Annotated in this window: 16 protein-coding genes and 2 pseudogenes; 11 read left to right on the top strand and 7 right to left on the bottom strand. The window is 35.2% G+C overall.

The features are described 5' to 3' along the window. Positions 1-87 precede the first annotated feature (87 nt). Together ACFX5U_RS14640 and ACFX5U_RS14635 are read left to right on the top strand one after the other, a co-directional pair. The gene (locus ACFX5U_RS14640) at positions 88-1245 is read left to right on the top strand and encodes a TlpA family protein disulfide reductase (protein WP_400261181.1); all 1158 of its coding nucleotides are present in this window, start codon (positions 88-90) and stop codon (positions 1243-1245) included. Positions 1246-1669: 424 nt separating this feature from the next. Further along, positions 1670-3028, top strand: coding sequence for a TlpA family protein disulfide reductase (locus ACFX5U_RS14635; protein ID WP_400261180.1), 1359 nt, complete (start codon positions 1670-1672; stop codon positions 3026-3028). Between the two features lie 259 nt (positions 3029-3287). Here ACFX5U_RS14635 and ACFX5U_RS14630 read toward each other — a convergent pair whose 3' ends face one another. Together ACFX5U_RS14630 and ACFX5U_RS14625 are read right to left on the bottom strand one after the other, a co-directional pair. Then, positions 3288-4049 carry a lysostaphin resistance A-like protein gene (locus ACFX5U_RS14630; RefSeq protein ID WP_400261179.1) on the bottom strand — a complete coding sequence of 254 codons (762 nt, stop codon included), beginning with the start codon at positions 4047-4049 and terminating at the stop codon, positions 3288-3290. A 406-nt stretch (positions 4050-4455) separates the two neighbouring features. After that, positions 4456-5067 (bottom strand): KilA-N domain-containing protein, encoded by a 612-nt coding sequence (locus tag ACFX5U_RS14625; RefSeq protein WP_400261178.1) that lies wholly within the window; start codon positions 5065-5067, stop codon positions 4456-4458. A gap of 267 nt (positions 5068-5334) precedes the next feature. Here ACFX5U_RS14625 and ACFX5U_RS14620 point away from each other — a divergent pair, with 267 nt between their 5' ends. From ACFX5U_RS14620 to ACFX5U_RS14605, 4 genes and pseudogenes are all read left to right on the top strand, one after another. Beyond that, a complete protein-coding gene (locus tag ACFX5U_RS14620) occupies positions 5335-5604 on the top strand; it encodes a hypothetical protein (RefSeq protein WP_038699588.1) in 270 nt (89 codons plus the stop codon). A 244-nt stretch (positions 5605-5848) separates the two neighbouring features. After that, positions 5849-6048: pseudogene (locus tag ACFX5U_RS14615) on the top strand (transposase); the annotation flags it as partial. A 456-nt stretch (positions 6049-6504) separates the two neighbouring features. Then, the gene (locus ACFX5U_RS14610) at positions 6505-7395 is read left to right on the top strand and encodes an Rpn family recombination-promoting nuclease/putative transposase (protein WP_400261177.1); all 891 of its coding nucleotides are present in this window, start codon (positions 6505-6507) and stop codon (positions 7393-7395) included. A 28-nt stretch (positions 7396-7423) separates the two neighbouring features. Further along, complete coding sequence (locus tag ACFX5U_RS14605) at positions 7424-7666, top strand: hypothetical protein (RefSeq protein ID WP_400261176.1); 243 nt, start codon at positions 7424-7426, stop codon at positions 7664-7666. A gap of 739 nt (positions 7667-8405) precedes the next feature. Here the strand turns inward: ACFX5U_RS14605 and ACFX5U_RS14600 are convergent. The 4 genes and pseudogenes from ACFX5U_RS14600 to ACFX5U_RS14585 all read right to left on the bottom strand — a co-directional run bounded on the left by ACFX5U_RS14600 (position 8406) and on the right by ACFX5U_RS14585 (position 10094). Next, positions 8406-9041 carry an HAD family hydrolase gene (locus ACFX5U_RS14600; RefSeq protein WP_400261175.1) on the bottom strand — a complete coding sequence of 212 codons (636 nt, stop codon included), beginning with the start codon at positions 9039-9041 and terminating at the stop codon, positions 8406-8408. 182 nt (positions 9042-9223) lie between these two features. Further along, positions 9224-9421, bottom strand: coding sequence for a hypothetical protein (locus tag ACFX5U_RS14595; RefSeq protein ID WP_400263632.1), 198 nt, complete (start codon positions 9419-9421; stop codon positions 9224-9226). A gap of 57 nt (positions 9422-9478) precedes the next feature. Then, positions 9479-9565: pseudogene (locus ACFX5U_RS14590) on the bottom strand (hypothetical protein); the annotation flags it as partial. A 13-nt stretch (positions 9566-9578) separates the two neighbouring features. After that, a complete protein-coding gene (locus ACFX5U_RS14585; protein ID WP_400261174.1) occupies positions 9579-10094 on the bottom strand; it encodes a hypothetical protein in 516 nt (171 codons plus the stop codon). A gap of 239 nt (positions 10095-10333) precedes the next feature. Between ACFX5U_RS14585 and ACFX5U_RS14580 the strand changes: the two genes are divergently transcribed. Continuing rightward, complete coding sequence (locus ACFX5U_RS14580) at positions 10334-11188, top strand: AraC family transcriptional regulator (RefSeq protein WP_400261173.1); 855 nt, start codon at positions 10334-10336, stop codon at positions 11186-11188. 927 nt (positions 11189-12115) lie between these two features. Here the strand turns inward: ACFX5U_RS14580 and ACFX5U_RS14575 are convergent. After that, positions 12116-12715, bottom strand: coding sequence for a helix-turn-helix domain-containing protein (locus tag ACFX5U_RS14575; RefSeq protein ID WP_400261172.1), 600 nt, complete (start codon positions 12713-12715; stop codon positions 12116-12118). 862 nt (positions 12716-13577) lie between these two features. On the opposite strand from ACFX5U_RS14575, the gene ACFX5U_RS14570 reads away from it, so the two are divergent. The 4 genes from ACFX5U_RS14570 to ACFX5U_RS14555 all read left to right on the top strand — a co-directional run bounded on the left by ACFX5U_RS14570 (position 13578) and on the right by ACFX5U_RS14555 (position 19091). Continuing rightward, on the top strand, positions 13578-14282 hold the full coding sequence (locus ACFX5U_RS14570; protein ID WP_400261171.1) for a hypothetical protein: 705 nt from the start codon (positions 13578-13580) through the stop codon (positions 14280-14282). A gap of 96 nt (positions 14283-14378) precedes the next feature. After that, entirely contained in the window at positions 14379-16367 is a 1989-nt protein-coding gene (locus ACFX5U_RS14565; RefSeq protein WP_400261170.1) for a TonB-dependent receptor plug domain-containing protein, read from the top strand. Then, a complete protein-coding gene (locus ACFX5U_RS14560; protein WP_400261169.1) occupies positions 16324-17724 on the top strand; it encodes a hypothetical protein in 1401 nt (466 codons plus the stop codon). The genes ACFX5U_RS14565 and ACFX5U_RS14560 overlap by 44 nt, the downstream gene beginning before the upstream one ends. Positions 17725-17735: 11 nt before the next feature. Further along, on the top strand, positions 17736-19091 hold the full coding sequence (locus ACFX5U_RS14555) for a RagB/SusD family nutrient uptake outer membrane protein (protein WP_400261168.1): 1356 nt from the start codon (positions 17736-17738) through the stop codon (positions 19089-19091). The last annotated feature ends 4 nt before the right edge of the window (positions 19092-19095 follow it).

The raw sequence follows: 19095 nt of genomic DNA, 5'->3' as shown, positions 1-19095 counted from the left end.
TTATGTTAAATCATCTTCTTTATAATCCTGTTCATTATCCCACATCACACCTATTCTGTCACAGTATTTTTTTCAAATTACTATATTATGGTTACTAGAGCACAATTCTTGGTTATTTTAACAATATTATTGTCGTCTTCTGCTTTTGTGTATGGACAAGGCCATATTAAAGTTAACATCAATCTAAGTGGTATTGATAAAGAAAAATTGGTAATGCATTTTGACGATGGAGTCATTTTAGATGTACTTGACCTAACTCAAGGAGATTCTACTATTATCGTTGATAAAGAAATTCATACACTCTACCCGACCTTTTCTGTTGTATATGATAGGAAATATTATAAAAAATTTTTTGTAGATAGTAACATCGCTGTTCTTAACCTTTATTTTGATGAAAGCAAAACTGCAGACCCATTTTATTATGATGGGAGTACAAATGTTACAGCTATTTATGATACCGTTTCAAATGAGATATACAGTAGCTTGAAAAGGGGACAAATAGCGGAAGTGCTAAAACTGAACGATCTGTTTACAAAGCATGGTCATGAGATTCGCACTAATGATTCTGTTAAATATGAACTTACTAATATAGTTAAAGTTATAAATGCTAAATCAATGGATTATCTTGCTCCATATGCCAATGACTTTTTCTCCTTCTACTATTTCAAAGATCAAGTACTTACATTGGCCAGTTTAATAGAAAATGATTCTGAATATTATAGTAAGTTATTAGCGTATTATAATAATACTTTCCCTGAAGAATTTAGAAATACTGGCGAGGGAAAACAGATAATTGCTCGATTGCAGCAGAAAATATCGCCTGTTCTTTTACAAGAGAATGAAATTATGCCCGATATTCATATTAAAGATATCAATGGGGATGCAATTCATCTTAAGGATCCAAAAGAACGTTTCGTTTTACTGGATTTTTGGGCTAGTTGGTGTACACCTTGTCTGCAACAAATTCCAGATATAAAGGCATTGCGCAACCAATTTTCGACAGATGATTTGAAAATAGTAAGTATTTCCATTGATAAAGATTCAACTAGTTTTCTCAATAGTATAAAGGAGCACAGGATGGACTGGGTTCATAGTTTGGATAGAAGTAGTTCATTGAGCGATTCGCTGGGAATTAGCAGTATTCCAACACTCTTATTGGTAGATCAAAATGGCAAGATCGTTTACTATAAAAATGGTGGAAAACTTGATATGGATAGAATTCGTGCTATTGTTAGGGCGAATTAACGCCAGTAGCAATTGCCATCACTATCATGATCTTCCTATGCTATCGGGAATAAATAAGTGAATGACAAACTATAAAAACTAATGCACAAAATTATGAAAAAATTTCATTTTAAAACTTAAATCTTAATGAGTTAGAATCACTATCTCGTGAGCAATTGAAAAATGTTCTTGACAGTTAATACTGGTGGAACAACGGATGAGAGTCCAACAGAGACGACTGTATAGATGTTTGTGGAGGTTCACTTGGATCATGTACAGGTAGGGGGCAGGCTGTTTGACCTATGATTGCGCTACAAATCCTGCAATAAGTTATAAAGCTTGTGGTTAAAATGGAAATGGAACTATAAGTTAGTTAGGTCATTAAGAGGGTGTTTAAAAGAACGGACATACTCTCTTTTTGTTTGTTATTTTTACAATTATCAGTATGAATAAAAAAGTATTTAGTCTACTTCAGTTTTTATTTTTTATAGTGCAGTTTTTTCTCTGCAATAACAGTTTTGCCAATATTAGTAATCATGCTATTTTAGTAGGAGTCATTAAAGGTAATAAGGGAGAAGGTATAACGCTATATAGGAATGATGAAACTAGTGAATTAATGAATTATTCAAATAGTCAGTATATCCCGACTGATAGTACGGGTCATTTTTATATCAATATCATACTTGATAAAGCAGATTATTACGATATAGGTTCCAATACATTATTTATTTCACCTAATGATTCTATAAATATGGTTATAGATATAGAGGATCCAAGTATCTCCAAATTCAGCGGAATTGGGGCGGATATACAAAAATATCTGAGTGGAAACCCATATTATAAGTCTGCTTCTTATTTGGAAGGAGGAAAAAATATTAGACGTAAACTGGAGGAAAACCTGGAGTTTATTTTGTCCCAGGAACAGAAAAGAAATGTTGAGTTGGGAATATTGACCAATGCTTCTAAATCATTTAAATATATGGAGACTGCCCGTATTAAAGCTGATGTAATCATTAGTTTGGTTCATTTAAGATCATATTATAAAAGAATGTTTGGAATAAAGCAGGGACTTGATTCCATACCAGAACTTAAAAATTACCATTCCAAGGCGATTCCAATTATTGAAGAATATGCCTATAATTTTACAGATAAAAAATATTTAGCTTTAATAAACTATAGATATATCCTGTCTACTATAATAAAATTTAACACTGAAAATAGTAAATTAAAGCCAATAATTCAATGGTCAAAATTTAGTCAACTAAGTTCCGAAATTGATGAGGCAATGAAAACTAATGATGTCGTTCTTTTGAATAAGTTGAAAAAAGATATCATTGCACTGCCTAATGAAGATTATAGAAATGCTGTTTTGAATAAACTTTCTACAGTTTCAAATTTAATTAAGGGGATGAAAGCAGTAGATTTTGATTTTGAAGATTCTGATGGCAACAAGCGAAAGCTATCTGATTATAAAGGGAAATCAATATTTATCGATCTTTGGGCCACATGGTGTGAACCATGTCTTGAGCAGAAACCTGATTTTGAAAAACTTTCAAAAAAGTATAAAGACAAAGGAATTTTTTTATCTATATCATTGGATAGTGATAAAAAGAGATGGTTGACATTTCTGAAAAATAAAGAGATATCTGTAATTGAAGGGTGGAGTAGTTTTAAATCGCTTTCGATGTATAACGTCGTAAGCATTCCAAGGTATATTATTATTGATGAGGATTTTAATGTTTTCATCCTAGATGCTCCAAATAGTTCTTCAAAAATAATCGAAGATTATTTCAGTGCATTATAGGAACATAATGGATATTTATTTGAATTGGTGATTATCAAAATCAAATTTGAAAAGCTAATTGTTTAAAAAAATAATACTGACATATACAAAAACAAAATGATTTATATTTCAGCACGTTACGGTGTATTCTATAAGCAGCAGATGGTGAAATTAATCAACAAATAGCACCTTGCAGCTGTAAAAACAGGTAAGAGCAAAGCACAACTTTTCTTTAGTCAGCAAAAGGGTAGGAAAGGGCTGAATAAAAAGAATTTAAATATTACAAGAGATAGAAGATACAAAAAATCATTCCTAAGTTGAATGCTGCATGACATATTACCGCACCTAAAATAGAGCCAGACCGTTTCCTGAAATGAAAAAATAAGAGACTAACTATAAACATGCTTAATACCCAAATTATTGTTGGTACTGTATAGAAGTGCCATTTATTATTGAGGAATACCAAGCCGAAATGTGAAATATGCGTGATCGCAAATGCCGATGCATCAATAATAGAGGCCTTTCTGTCGCCAAACGATTTTGAAAAACTCTCATGCACAATGCCTCTAAAGAATAATTCTTCACCAATTGGGCTGAAAATCATCCCCGTAATTGCCATTATGATAAACAATATAGTCTTATCACCGTGATTTATTCCTTCCGGAATATTATATGACTTAGCAATATATTGATACCAGTTTTCATAAGAGTTTCCATATAAAAAGTAGCCCATTGCATAAAGGACAATACTTGCAAATAATCCTGATATAAACGCTAATAAAAGCCATTTATATTTCTTAGGCTTTGTCAGCCCTATTTCTCTTCTGCCATGCTTATTTAAAAAGATGAATGGCACTAATGCCGATAGGATCATTATTAATCCAATATAGCCGTAGTTTGCTGTAGCATTTGCATTTAAAACCAATATAAAGCGAGGGATGCAAATAATAAGAATTAAAAATATTCCGAACTTCCAGTTCAAATCAAATAAGTTACTAAAAAAAGGTTTTAGTTCATTTTTATAAGATGTATTCTTTTCCATAATTTATTTATAATCAACGATTAGTTACTATCCCTAATTCTCCTTATTAACCTTAGCTTTCATCAACAACAATTTTAATGACTATATTTTCCATTATATTAGAATGGGTGCCACCTGTTTTCAAATACACTATCTTTAAGTATCTATTTAGGTAGAGGTTGTTTTTTATCCCCTCAGGGAGCTTGTCACAAACTGTGATAAGCTGTTTAATCATCTTAAATACGATGGCCTCATTCTTAAGTACGCCGTACGGAAAGAAGACTATCTGAGTTGCTCTCTGAATTTCAGCATTATTCTTTGAATATCATTTTCAATTTTTCTTCAAATTTTTAAGCGCCCCACTCTCTATTAAAGATTTCATCTGCGTGATTGCTACCTTATTCAATTCAATAAGTCGATCACTCTGTTATAATCCCTGTTGGATGAGTAAAGCATTTATGCTTTCGAGATTGCTCAATACAACCAGTTGCTCTATTGTTGCATCATCTCGCATATTTCCTTTTATATCAGGGTTACTTTCTCGCCATTCCTTAGCTGTGATACCAAAAAGAGCTGTGTTAAGCAAATCCGCTTCATTGGCGTATACAAGACCAGCCTGTTGCTTTGTGATTTCTTTAGGTATTAGATTTTCTTTAATAGCGTCAGTATGGATGTGGTAATTCACTTTTGCCAATGTCCGTTGCAAGTTCCAATTTAATTTTAGATGGTTGTATTCTTCATCTTTGAGACGTTGGAACTCTTTTATTTGGAACTCTTTTATAAGGTATATTTTGAACTGCGGGCTTATCCACATCCCAAATTCAAAGGCAATGTCTTTATGAGCAAAAGTTCCACCATATCTTCCAGCTGTGGCTTTCAAACCTATTGCATTTGTTTTTTCAACCCATTCTTTGACACTTAGCTTATAGCTGTTCAGGCCAGCTTGGCTTTTAATTATGGCAAATTCGCCATAATTTAAATTGGAATTGTAAACGCTTTCCCATATCCCAAGATATTCTAATGTGTTTTTATTTCTCATCTAATTCTTTATCAAATCATCAGTATGTTCAGGATCTTTGTGTCTCGCAATATCTGTTAAAGAAATAAAGTTATTGTCATTATCTTGATAAGTGGCGATACTAATTCCATGGACATCAATATTTATACAGTAGGTATAGGAAGCGAAAGTAATCTTAAAACTATTGGCATGGTATTAATTTGCTATCCCTTTTTTATTGAACCATTGGGTTTTTATTATTATTCAAAAAGTTTTCATTAACTTGTAATTTAATCAATTATTTAAAATATGAAGGGGAAAAATGAATATGTTATTAATAAAGGTACACCACAAGAAGTTAAAATAAAATACAATTATGAATTAACTTATGATGCAGTAAAAGGGAGATATCACTTTAAAGTAGTTCTATTAAATTACACAAAAGAAACCATAGATATATTCAGTGATGATTATAGTTACATAATAAATTCAAGAAATTTACCCGAAGCTTTAAAACACCAAACTTTTAGGGTGCATATCAAAAGATTTTTATTACAGCTTGTAAATAAAAGAAATTAAAGTTAAATAGTATAAAAACCCTCTTAGGAAATGTAAAATAAACTGTGTCAGGGGGTAATTCTCAGTTCGTCAGAGCTGATGATTACCCTTTGTTGTTATTGATCTCCTCCCAAAAAAATGGAACATTTAAAAGTAGAGAATTCGGTATAAAATTACTAATTTTAAATAGGAGGAAAAACGACGAAAAGATCGAAATAAGTTATGCTTTGCATGAGCTCTCTTCGGTCGGTTTACCGAAGCACAGATTGCCTTTGCGATACAGCAGTCTGAAACGGGGCCCCCAGGTGGAGGAAGTCTGCCGCAAGATGGGCATCAGCGAGGCTACATTTTACAATTGGAAGAAGAAGTACGGTGGCCTAGGAGTTTCAGAAACTCCGAAAACTGCGCCAGTTTGAAGAAGAAAATGCTCAGCTGAAGAAGCTTGTTGCGGATCTGGGTTCGGATGTGTTAAAAAAAACTAAGCACAGCGTCTCATGAATCCCTTTGAAATTAAACAATGATGAATAAAAGTATTCTTTCCGTTGAAGTGATTGAAAAACTATAAATAATTTACTACCATAAAATATACAGAGCCGAATGATCATCTGACCATTCGGCTCTGTCTGTTATAGTTCAATCTGCTTTACCTTACGTCGGTAATCAACAATCATCTTATCCCTCACTATCATCCTCATCAGCTGACTTAAGTAAAACCCTATCATTGGACGCTCGCCATTTCCGTAAAATTGTCCACAAGACAATCCATGATAACGATAAAAATCAAATCTTAATCATCATGAATTATTCGAAGTAGTGGAGCTGTGAATTGATAAATAATTTAGTTTAAATGCTAAATTTATTGGCTTTATGATTTTTATTTTTTACTTTTATACTGATAACCAATTATATATCATTATGAGCATGAAGAGAAATGATCTTTCGAAGTATATCGATATTTTAAGTGACTTCGGTTGGAAGTTTTATTTTGGTCGAGAGGAAAACAAGGGCAACCTGATTAATTTTCTGAACAGTCTTTTAGAAGGTGAACATGTTGTTGTCGACTTGCAATATAGTAATGTTGAGGAAGATGGTGATGAGCCGAGTGAGCGTAAGGTCGTTTTTGATCTTCGTTGTGTTGGTGCCAGTGGGGAAGTTTTTCTTGTGGAGATGCAGTTGCAAAATCAAGATTTCTTTTTTGATCGAGCCGTTAGCTACACCTCTCGTACTATTAGTCGTTTAGCAAAAAAAGGCAAGGAAGGTAATAATTATGAGTTACCGCCCATTTATTTTGTTGCAGTCTTAGGTTTTCGTCTCGATATTTCAAATAGAGAAAAGTACTATTATAGCGCCAAGATTATGGATGAGTTTGATCAGGAAGTGCTATACCCCAAGTTGAGCTATAAGCTACTTGTACTACCCAATTTTAATAAATCCAAGAACGATTTACCTACCATCATGGATCAATGGATGTATCTGATGAAGCACTTGGATGAGATTGATGAATTACCTAACTATTTGGATAAAAGAATATTCTCTCGTATCTTTGAAGTAGGAGAACTGGCAAAATTAACGCCTGATGAACAGATGTCATACATATCCAGCATAGATCGAAAACGTGATTATATTAATACGTTGGCATACGCGAAAAAGGAAGGTCGATTAGAGGGTGAGAAGCATGGTCGTACCCAAGCGGAGGCTAAGGCTTATGAAGAGAAGCTCGCTTCAGCAAGAGAGTTGAAAAAATCTGGTGTAAGCAATGAAATTATTTCAAAAAGTTTAGACTTACCTCAAGAAGTCGTCAACAAGCTTTAAACTGGCAAAACTAACGCCTGATAAACAGATGTCATACATATCCAGCATAGATCGAAAACGTGATTATATTAATACGTTGGCATACGCGAAAAAGGAAGGTCGATTAGAGGGGGAGAAGCATGGTCAGAAAGAAGCCGAAGCTAAGGCTTATGCTGAGAAGCTCGCTTCAGCAAGGAAAATACTCGCTAGAGGTATCGAAAAAGACGAGATTAGTGAAATTTTAGAACTTTCCATCGAAGAACTCCGGAGGACTCTGCGCAGCAAAATCTAAAAACTATAAATAATTTACTACCATAAAATATACAGAGCCGAATGGTCAGATGACCATTCGGCTCTGTCTGTTATAGTTCAATCTGCTTTACCTTCGTCGGTAATCAACAATCATCTTATCCATCACTTTTATCTCCATCAGCTGGTTTTGGTAATCCTATCATTGGACTGTCGCCGTATTTTAACGTTATCAGGTGAGTAAGATAGGACCTAAAGTCTGCGCATAATCCATGATACCGATAAAGAACAAATTCTATACATTATGAACTATTCGAAGAGCTGGCTTGAATAATTCAGTATGCAATACCAATTCGTGAATCTCGAGTTGGAATATTTTGGTCAAACCTACTTTATGTAAAAGAGACTTCAAATATGAAGCCCTATTATTTACTATTGTAGGTAGATATATAATCAAGTGTACTAACCCTCTTTGCCAAAGGGGTGTTTTTTGTTATAAATAGTAAGATAGTCAAATGATTTTAAAATTCAAGTTTTTGTCATTAACCTTTATCCCTAACTTGCAACCTCATATTCTGGCTTGAGTAATCTATGGATTCCAATATCGGTCAAGTTTGGTCCGTTCTTTAAAGGTCTTTAAACAAGCTATTGAGCTTTTCAACTTTATTATAAAAAAGATAATTTTAGTAAAAAGGAGCTGAGAATAGATATATAACTAAAATACTTTAAATTAGGGCACTCTATAAATATACTTATAGACAGAAGTAAGAAACTTTTGTCTTTTATACAAAAGTTATGAGTTTATCGAAATTTGATATTACGTTATCGTTATATGTCGAAGTATGGGTATGTTTTCCTGCATAATCGTATAAAACCGTTTCGATACCCAATTCCCTTCCCGCTTTTATTTCAGAATGGATGTCATCGCCAACAACCAATACTTCTTTGGAGCTTAAATTATATTTTACCATAATCTGGGCAAAGATGTTTTTTTTTGTAAGGTCTGACTTCGCTGGATCTACCACAAAACAAGCTTCAAAATCCTTTTCCAGTTCCAACTGCTTAATCTTGCTCCATTGAAGATTTGTAAAGCCAGTGGTCACCAAAAACTTTAAACAGTCGAGTTCTTTCGTTAATTGGTAATCTTCAAACGGTCGTATGGTACTCCTATATTCTAGAACGGATAATACTTCCAATGCTTTGGCGGTAAGTTCCTGGTTAAAATCAAATTCATTTGCTACGACCTGAAAAGGTCTCCGTTGGATCGCATCTTTGACGGCTTCGAGACTTCCGATATATCTCCCGTCCTGTTCTATCAATTTAAATAAATCGCTAAAAAGATTCCCCGCGATCGAAGAGACGGGGTAGATCGTATTGTCCAGATCAAAGATTATTGCTTTTTTTGCTGTCTTTCTCATTGTTAATTCGTTTATTTTTGCCGGTTCTATTGGGTAACTCCCAACCTGTATACTTCTTTATTTTAATGCCGCAATTTCAACACTTTTTATACTTATTAACTATAGTCTTTACCTTGCACATAGTAGGAATAACCAATAACAAGTGATTATCCACTCGTTATTGGTTTCTAGTATTTTTATTTTTACCACTTTTCTAGCCCCAATAGCTTTTTACCACGTTCTGATAATACCGCAATTGGGTAATTACGTTCTCTCTGTAATGGGTCGCCCGGATATGCATCGTCATCAGGAGCCAATCTATCATGCCATGCGTTGACTCGCCATTGTCTCAGCTCTTCGTTGCCTTCATCTGCCGGGATCATAGTGATATACTGTGCCACACGAACTTTATCACTATGGTTGGGGCGGATGCCGTGTGGTTGGGAACTGTTGAAAATCATCAGGTCACCAGCTTCCATTTTCACCTTCGTTGTGGTGAATCCGGTGGTATTCGGTCTAAATCGGTTCCTGTTTTCGGGCTGCATAAGTTTCCATGTATCATACGTCCGATAAAGTTCGGGGATGCATTGAAATCCTCCCATGTTTCTCATCCGTCTGATCGACCAACGCTAAGACTCCCTGAACGTATTGCGGTTTTGTTTCCGGGTCGTAATCCCAATGGATAAATCCTTTATGTTCATATCCGGGCTTTACGGGGAAGTTCAGGTTTGCCCTATCGATACTTACCCATAGCTTTTCAGTACCCCAGATGTCGGCAAAGGCCTGATGGATTCTTTCACTTTGTCGGTTATTCCAAAGGATCTGGTTATTATATAGCTCCACCATGCCGGAATTGTTTAGTTCCTGCATTTTATGATGAGTATCAGCTACTTTGTACCAAGTCTCCTTATCGTTCGGATCTTTACCCTCGAACTCCCAGATAAAGGTTGCACTTTCTGTCGCCTGCTCTTTAGAAATTGCATTTTTTATGATGACATAACCATTATCCAACCAGAACTGCCAATCTTCTTCGGATAATACACGTAGCGGCTCTCCGTTGACCCTGGTTGACAATTTGGGATTGTTTCTCGTCCTCATTGATGGATCGCCGGGCATAGCCAGTGCTTCCATTTTTTTTGTTACTTCCATAATATTACTTTCTTTGGTTTAAAAAAACTATTTGTGCTTATCATATGCTCACAATACAAATTTGACAACAAATAGCGGTCTTCTTTTTAACTCCAATGACCAATACTTGCTCTGTATTGACATTTATTATTATATTTACATTAATTATCTCTCAATACAGTGTTATGAAAATTATTAAAGAAGAAATAGAGATTGATAAAGGACGATCCTTTAAAGTCTTTTCACCCAGGCTTAAAAACTATTTTTACTGGCACTACCATCCTGAGATAGAATTAGTTTTCGTAGAGGCAATCAACGGGATCAGGCATGTCGGGAAGAACATTTCGGGCTTTGTCGAAAGCGATCTTGTACTTATCGGTTCCAATGTACCGCACCTTAATTTTGATTACGGTATAGAAACGGATTACCACCAGATTGTGGTCCAGTTCAATGACAGGTTTATAGAGAACAATATTAATTCTGTTCCCGAATTTCAAAGTATAAGGAAGTTGCTGGACGATTCCTACTTAGGGATATCATTTCATGGAGAAACAAAAACGAGGGTGGTAAAAAAGCTGAAGGAAATCCATCAGGTCAATGTCTTTTCCTCCTTACTCGATCTCATGGATATTTTGCAGACCCTTGCTGTTTCGACAGAATTTGAAAAATTGAACAGCGACGACACCCGTATCAAGTTCTTCTTGAATGATAAAATACGGATGGGAACAATCTATGATTATATCCACGAGAATTTCGATAAAAAACCTGATGTTAATGAAATATCCGACATCGTGCACCTGAGTACCTCGGCATTCTGCCGGTATTTCAAAAAGCAGACCGATATCACGTTTACCGACTTTGTCAACCGGTACCGCATCAATCAGGCTAAAACCTATTTACTACAGGAAGCCTCAATATCAGAGGTATGCTACCGTGTCGGTTATGAGAGCATTTCTTATTTTAACAAACTGTTCAAACAGCTGGTAGGTGAAACACCCTCTGCTTTTAAGCAAAGGTATAGCACAAAATCAAAAGAATGATTAAGTCTAACTGTGGGAATTAGTCATTTCTGTAGTCGTCACCGTTCAATTTTCCTTCGCTGAAATCCTTTCCTGTAAATAACTACCCAGATATAGTTATAATGGACAGCTTGTTAAAAAACAGCTAAAGTCGTATAATAAATCACTACCCATTTAAGAGCAAGCAAGCAAGAGCCTAAGTTATGTGGATTTTATTCGCATTTATTTATTGTAGGTAATTATTGCCGTTTTTTAATGTTATCTGGTTATTAGGTGAATAAGTTAGAACCTAAAGTTAGCGGATAATCCGTGATGCCGATAAAAATCAAATCTTAATCATCATGAACTATCTGAAAAGTTGACTAGTTTTTTTACAGTATCATCTTCTATTTTTATAACGCATCCTATAGGCTTTAAATCGAATATTTATATTTTTAACCAGGTTGATCAGGTATTTAATGATTCGGTAACAACCATAACCTATCAAGGCCATTATTAAAACTGTTATGGTATAATCCAGCCATTTAGGTAGGGAGTTTCTTAATACAAAATATCCCATAAACATTAAATATCCAACGATGTAGCATAATATTTGAAAACCTTTTTTCCAGCCAAACCAAACGGATAGATATAGGTAACTGCTTATTATCCCTACACATGGTAGTATATATACCAAGTTGGTGCCCTGTAGCTTCGGTTCGTATGGTGCATAAAATAACCTGCCGATAATAATGATGATCGCTAAGTTTAAAAGTATTTTAAAGATCCAACGGATATCAATTATAAACATAACTCTTTATTTTAATTCATTTAAATCAATTGTCGATTATTTTTTTATTTAAAACCCTTATCCCTCACTTTTATCTCCATCAGCTTGCTTAGGAAATAACCCTATTACTGGACGCTCACCATCTTCGTGAAAGATTTTTTTTGGTTAAATATCCGCTGTTATGCCTTACTATAGAGAAATATTGTTCTATTTGATTGGGTACTATCGTTATTGATGCGTGTAGATTTCTCTTTTTTAAGTTCGTTATCTACATATTTACGTAGCAATTCGTAGATGCGGCCAGATTCAAGTGTAAAGTCGAATTCCTTGGCAAAATCAACAACCATTTCAGCGATTGATTTTGGTTTAAGAAAATAATCTGTATGTAAAATGATGTATTTAATCATTTCCCGTTGCCATTTATTCCCATTCCCAGTAGGTTTTACTGAAAATTCGAGACTTTTATCCTGAATTATAGCCAGTTTTTCTAGTCTATAATTCGTTTGGAAGCTAATGACCTGATCTTTAATTTTATTATTAATGGTCAGTTTCTTACCTCCATTTGTAAAATCGGATAGTAAGATTCCGCAAGCTTCACAAATTTTATCTACGGTTTCCAATGATACAGGAACTGTTCCTGAATGATAGCTTCGGAAAGAACTAACTTTCACATTTGTATAGATAGCAAACTCTTCCAAACTCAAGCCTATTTCTTTCATTAGTGTATTAAAGCGTTTGCTTATGAACGCTGCCAATACTTTATTTTGTGTTCTAGCCATATTTTATTTGTATGAAAAATATTTTTAATAACATATTCTTGCATTTCTCATACAGTTGTATTATATTTGTCTTACAATCAGTTCACTGGTTGGAGTCTCGAGCATCGAAACGGCAAATTTCATCAACACGAGACGTAGGGTTTGCGAACCCCCATACTTTTTGTACTTTTACAAATCGAAAGGGGCTAGCCTCCCTATCTGGATTTGTGTTGAGGTTCTTTGCCGTACCAGATGTTCAATGAAAGATAGTAGAGGCTAGCCTTTTTTATTAGCCTAAATCTTCATCTAATGAGACTTATTTTCATTAACCAAATATTTTAACCAAATAAATGATGAAAATAAAAGAGTCCAAAAATCCACCCATGTTTCAGCTGATCCAGGATTGTGCTGTGCATAGCACTATCAATGCGTTGTTTAAAAACAAGATCCGACAACCGGAATAACTTGTTATGCATTAAAAACCAAAAGAGGCCTATCTTCCCGAAAGGGTAGGTAAAAGCACGCAATAATGGTAAATAGCCATTATAATAGCTTAGCTTCTAGTGGTTTCTCCGATTCGTATTAGCGTTATTATGCCATAAGCAATTAAACATTTGTTCCTTTAAATCTCACACTTTAAAAGTAATGAATATTTTTTGCAAAACAATAATTACGCTTCATAAATGTATAGATATTCTATATTTTATCGAATCGGATTTTATTCGAATACCTTAAAAATGCAATACTGAAGACCAATTATAACCAGCACGAAGACGTATAATTGCATTTTTTCACCTTATTTTTTAACTGTTGAGCGGTTGAACAGGCTGTGTAGTACCTAGGCTATACCATCCAATCCGCCTTCAACGAAACTTTTAAAATAATGCAAAAATCTTGCAATAGGGAGAGTTATGTGCTATCCCCAAGGGAAGAAATGTCTTTAGTTTTACTTAAAAAACGTGTTTCAATTATCAAAGAACCAATTATGATAAAAGATTTACTTATACAGTCATTGAAGAGACCTGTCCGAGTTCCTTATGAAGGGAGGCATGCGCATGCGCTGAAAAGTCTTGTCAAGGGAAGACCTAAGGAACGCTATTATTCGTTCCTGAATCCGTCCAAAGAACAAGTAAGTTCTTACAGTGCGGTCGTGCGTGATGACCGACAAGATGTACTCCGTATATCACTGGCTCATATGGCTATTTATGAGTGCTACTTATTTGCGCTAGGACTGCCTACCAATTTTCCGACAGAGCAGATCATCGTATATGGTTACGAACGAGACAAATACATTCCCTGTAAAATCTGTCCTGATAGTGAAAAACATCTGTACGATTATGAGCTCACCGTTCCTGCCAATACCGAACGAGAAGAATACCGACAGTGTATTTTGAACGATCTGAACGAACACTTTCAGTTAGATGTCCGCGTAGAGAAGCTTTCCATCGTGAAGGACAGTCGGCAGATCATGACCAAACGCGGTGAATCCGTGGAGCTCATCTGGCAAGAACAGCCAACGATGATCATGAAAACAAAGCGAGGAATGGTAGGAGGGATAATAAAAAATAGACTGTCTGCAAGTAGTTAAGAAAAAAGGATTCTAATCTTTCCGCCCCCTGTAAAACAGGAGTAAAACATAGCCTGAAAAAGGGTAAGGGGAGTGTTATGCCTAAAAATTTAAATTATGAAAAGAAAAATAAACCATATGAACAAGCTCTGGGGATATCTCCGGAAGCTATGTAAACATAGGGGAGATGGTGTTCTGCTGATGAGCAAGATGCTGTTTCTTACCCTAATCTTGAACTCTTTTATGGTTAGTTTATATGCTCAGGCACCCCGCAAGGACAGCGGGGTGAATGGGCAAAAACAGGAACTCACAGGGCGTGTAGTATCCGCCATAAATGGAAACGCTTTGCAAGACGTATCCATACGTATCGATGATGAGAATCTAAAAATCCGAGCATCCAAAGACGGAACTTTCCAATTACTCGTCAAGAACCGAAAAGGGAAAATTAAATTCAGTTACGTCGGTTATAAGACAGCTGAAATCAATTATACTGCAGGAGTATCGTTAACGGTGAAATTGATACCCGTAGAGAATGTATTGGAGGAGGTTGATGTAGTATCCACTGGTTATCAGAAAATACCAAAGGAACGCGCAACCGGAAGCTTCGAGTTTATCGACAATAAACTGTTCAATAGAAAGGTCTCGACAGATTTTGTAAGTAGGCTAGAGGATGTGGTACCGGGACTTGCAGCAAATAAGGTGTATAGCAATCGGGGAAATTATTTGAATGTCAGTATTAGAGGGATTAGTACAATGGGGCAAGATCGATATCCGCTAGTTGTTGTTGATGGTGTAGCTTATCCTATTTATTCGACAGACTATGGAAATGGTAATTTTAACAACATAAACCCTAATGATATAGAAAATATAACCGTGCTCAAAGATGCAGCTGCTGCATCTATATGGGGTGCTCAGTCAGGTAATGGCGTTATCGTGATTACTACTAAACGAGGTAAATTTAAACAACCTCTCGAGCTTAGTTTTAATAGTAATTTAACTGTTGTTGAAAAACCTAATTTATACCAATACCCACAAATGAGCTCATCAGACTATATTGATTTAGAAAAATACTTATTTGATAAAGGATATTGGAATAGTAGAATGAATCGTATAACAACTAGTCTAACTCCGGTGATTCAGCTTTTAAAAAAGAAAAAAGAGGGTAAAATAAATGAAAACGAATTGAACACCGAACTAGATAGATTACGTAAGATTGATATGCGTGATGATTTTGATAAATATATTTACCGCCGCGCAATTAATCAACAATATAATCTAGGGTTAAGAGGTGGTGGTGAGAAAGTTAATACTGCTGTTTCTGTAGGATATGACAAGAACATAGGAAATTTGGTTACTTCTTCATACAGTAGATTTACAGTTAAGAATAATACTCAAATCAAACCTGTTAAACGATTAACTGTCGATGTCGGAATTACCTATACCGAATCAAAAAAAGTGGATAGTGAACGCCCTATGGGATATAATAAAATGGCTTTTGGCGAAGCCAATTATCCCTACATGGAATTGGCTGATGCTAATGGTAAACCGTTGGAGGTAGATGCTGTTGTTAAAAATCCAATTTATCGGGATACAGCTGGTGGAGGTAGATTGCTTAACTGGAATTATTATCCTTTGTCTGAGTTATATCAAACCAAAGAAATTCAGCCGACGAAGGAAGCGATGTTAAATTTAAACTTCAATTACAAAATTTCTAATAGCTTATCCTTAAATGCTGTTTATGGATACCTTAGAAATGATTTTGATCCTGAATACTGGCAAGGCATAGGGTCACAATATCTTCGTGATAATATCAATTATTATGCTGAATGGCGTGGGCCTGAAGTAATTTGGAACTGGCCGGTTGGAGACTATAGATCTATTACACATTGGAACAGTTATCAAAATCAAGGCAGAATGCAAATTGATTTTAATAAGCAGTTTGGTAGTAATCACCAAATCACTGCCATAGTCGGTACTGAAATTAGAGAGTTTGTCAAAGATATGACCAGTAGTGTTTATTATGGTTACGATCGCGAAACGGGATCTTTTAAGTCTCTTCAATATGGAAAAATGGTCCCAGTTTCTCAATGGTGCACAGGGTACTAGTACTTTAAGTGATAAAAATCAATTGGGTGGTTACACAGATCGTTTTTTGTCATACTATGCGAATGGTGGATATACTTACAAAGACCGATATATTATTAATACTAGTTTCAGAAAAGATGCATCCAATTTATTTGGTGTTAAAAGTAATGACCGTGGCCAACCATTTTGGTCTGTTGGTGGGGCTTGGATTTTGACAAAAGAGGATTTTCTGAGAAATAGTGTATTTGATTTCTTAAAACTGCGAGTGACTTACGGTTATAATGGTAATGTAAATACCAGTAAGTCTGCATTTCCGATTATTGAGGTTCAAAGTGACCTTCAACCTATAACTAATCAAAATTATGCGTTTATGATGTCACCTCCCAATGCAGATCTGCGATGGGAAAGAGTTGGAACATTAAACTTAGGATTGGATTTTTCTATCAAAGGTGGTCGATTATCGGGGTCAATTGAACATTATAGGAAGAAACCAAAAGATTTAATTATTCTGACCAATGTAGATCCGACCACTGGATACTCGACTCTGATGGTTAACGGAGGTAATTTAGATATCAAAGGATGGGATATATCGCTTAACACCAAACCTTTAAAGTTTGATGATTTTGAATGGAGTAATAATGTGGTCTTTTCATATAATCGATCTATAGTTGTTCAATCTTCTGTAGAAGATCAACGAGGTGTAAGTAAGATTAGCAGTAGTAACTATATGATGATGACTCCAGTCGCTGGCATGGATCTCTTTAGCCAGTTAACATTTAAGTGGGCTGGGCTCGATCCGCAGACTGGTGAGCCTCAGGGATATGTTAATGGTGAGGTTTCCAAAGATTACATAGCTATTTACAACAGTAAAACTTCAGATCTTGAAAATCATGGTTCGCTTATGCCTTTATATTTTGGATCATTTAGAAATAATTTTCAGTATAAATCATGGGAGTTGTCATGTAATATCTCTTATCAATTGGGACATGTTTTTTTAAGAAATACGTTCACAAATGACAATTTCATAGCCAATAAAATTGGACATGCTGATTATAGTAAACGTTGGCAAAAACCAGGTGATGAATTGATAACTGATGTTCCTGCTTTTACCTATCCTAACAATTATTACGGAAGTAGATTTTACATGATGTCATCAGCATTGGTAGAGCCAGCAGATCAGATAAAACTACGTGATATCCAGTTTAGCTACACTTTTCCAATGAGGAAAAACACAAAGTTTAAAAATTTACGACTATATGCTTATTTCCAAAATATTGGAACAGTATGGCGCGCAAATAAATTGGGTATTGATCCGGAATATGGAAATTCTTTGCCTGATCCTTTGAGTAGTTCACTTGGTTTAAGTTTTAATCTTTAATGCGAAATATTATGAAAGCTATTGCTATAATTATTATAAGTGTAGGGATAATGTTTACCTCATGTTCCGAGTTCTTGGAGAAGAAACCCAATATTAAACTTGTGGTTCCTAAAAGTTTAAAAGACGCTGAACTATTGCTCAATGATTACAATACTATGAATACCGGATTTCCTATATGGGGTGAGATTTGTAGTGATGATTATTATTTAACAGAAGAAAGTTGGACTGCTATATTAGATATCGATCATCGAAATGCCTACGTATGGCTTGATGAGCCTTATGTAGATGCCACACAATGGCAGACAGCCTATAAAAAAGTGTATGTAGCAAATCAAATATTTTCTGTTTTGGAGGGACACGTTGGCGAAAAGAACACTGAACAGTATAAGAAAATTTACGGATCAGCTTTATTTTTTCGATCATTTGCCCTGCATCAATTGCTTGAGGTATTTGCACCAACTTATAGTGCTGCAACATCAGCTACGGAAATGGGTATTCCGTTGCGAGAAGATCCAAATATTGGAGAGGTTTCCGTTCGCTCGTCAATAAAAGACTGTTATGATAAAGTCATAGCGGATTATAAAACGGCTATCCGAAACCTCCCTGTACAGGAAGTTATTCCTGGTAGACCTCATCGCGCAGCAGCGTATGCGGGACTGAGTAGAGCATACTTAGATATGGGGAATTATGACCAGGCCTACCTGTATGCTGATTCTTGTCTGCAGCTGAAGCCAGATTTAATGGATTTCAACAATTTAGACAGGTCAGAGGAATTGCCAATACCTCGGTTTAATCCAGAAGTTTTATTTTCTGCCATCAGTACTTTTACCAGTTCAAAAGGATTTTATATTGCACTTGTTGATTCTACCTTATATAAACGATATGATGATGAGGATTTGCGGAAATACATATTTTTTCAAGATAACAGTGTTCCTGAAGGATCCTATTTATTTAAAGGTAATTATGATAATAATACAAGTCAGTTATTTGTTGGACTTACCACCAGCGAGGTTTATTTGATTAAAGCTGAAACAGGTATGCGGATAGGCAAAGTTCAAGAAGGATTGGCCGCATTAAATACCTTATTGAAAAAAAGATGGGAAGTAAATAAGTTTACAGAGATCCTCCCTGGAGATCCTCAAGAATTATTAAAATTAATTTTAACAGAACGACAAAAGGAGCTCTTGTTTAGAGGCCGACGTTGGGCTGACTTAAAACGTTTAAATCTAGATACAAGATTTCAGAAAACACTGGTTAGAAAAATAGGTGGAAAGGAATATCGCCTAGAACCAAACAGTAAAAAATATGCCTTTAGGTTGCCAGAAACGGTTGTTGACCTAGGTAAAATACCACAAAATTTAAGATAATCTT

The sequence above is a fragment of the Sphingobacterium sp. SG20118 genome (genome assembly GCF_044740685.1).
Classification (GTDB): domain Bacteria; phylum Bacteroidota; class Bacteroidia; order Sphingobacteriales; family Sphingobacteriaceae; genus Sphingobacterium.
This window is presented reverse-complemented; position numbering and strand designations above follow the sequence as displayed.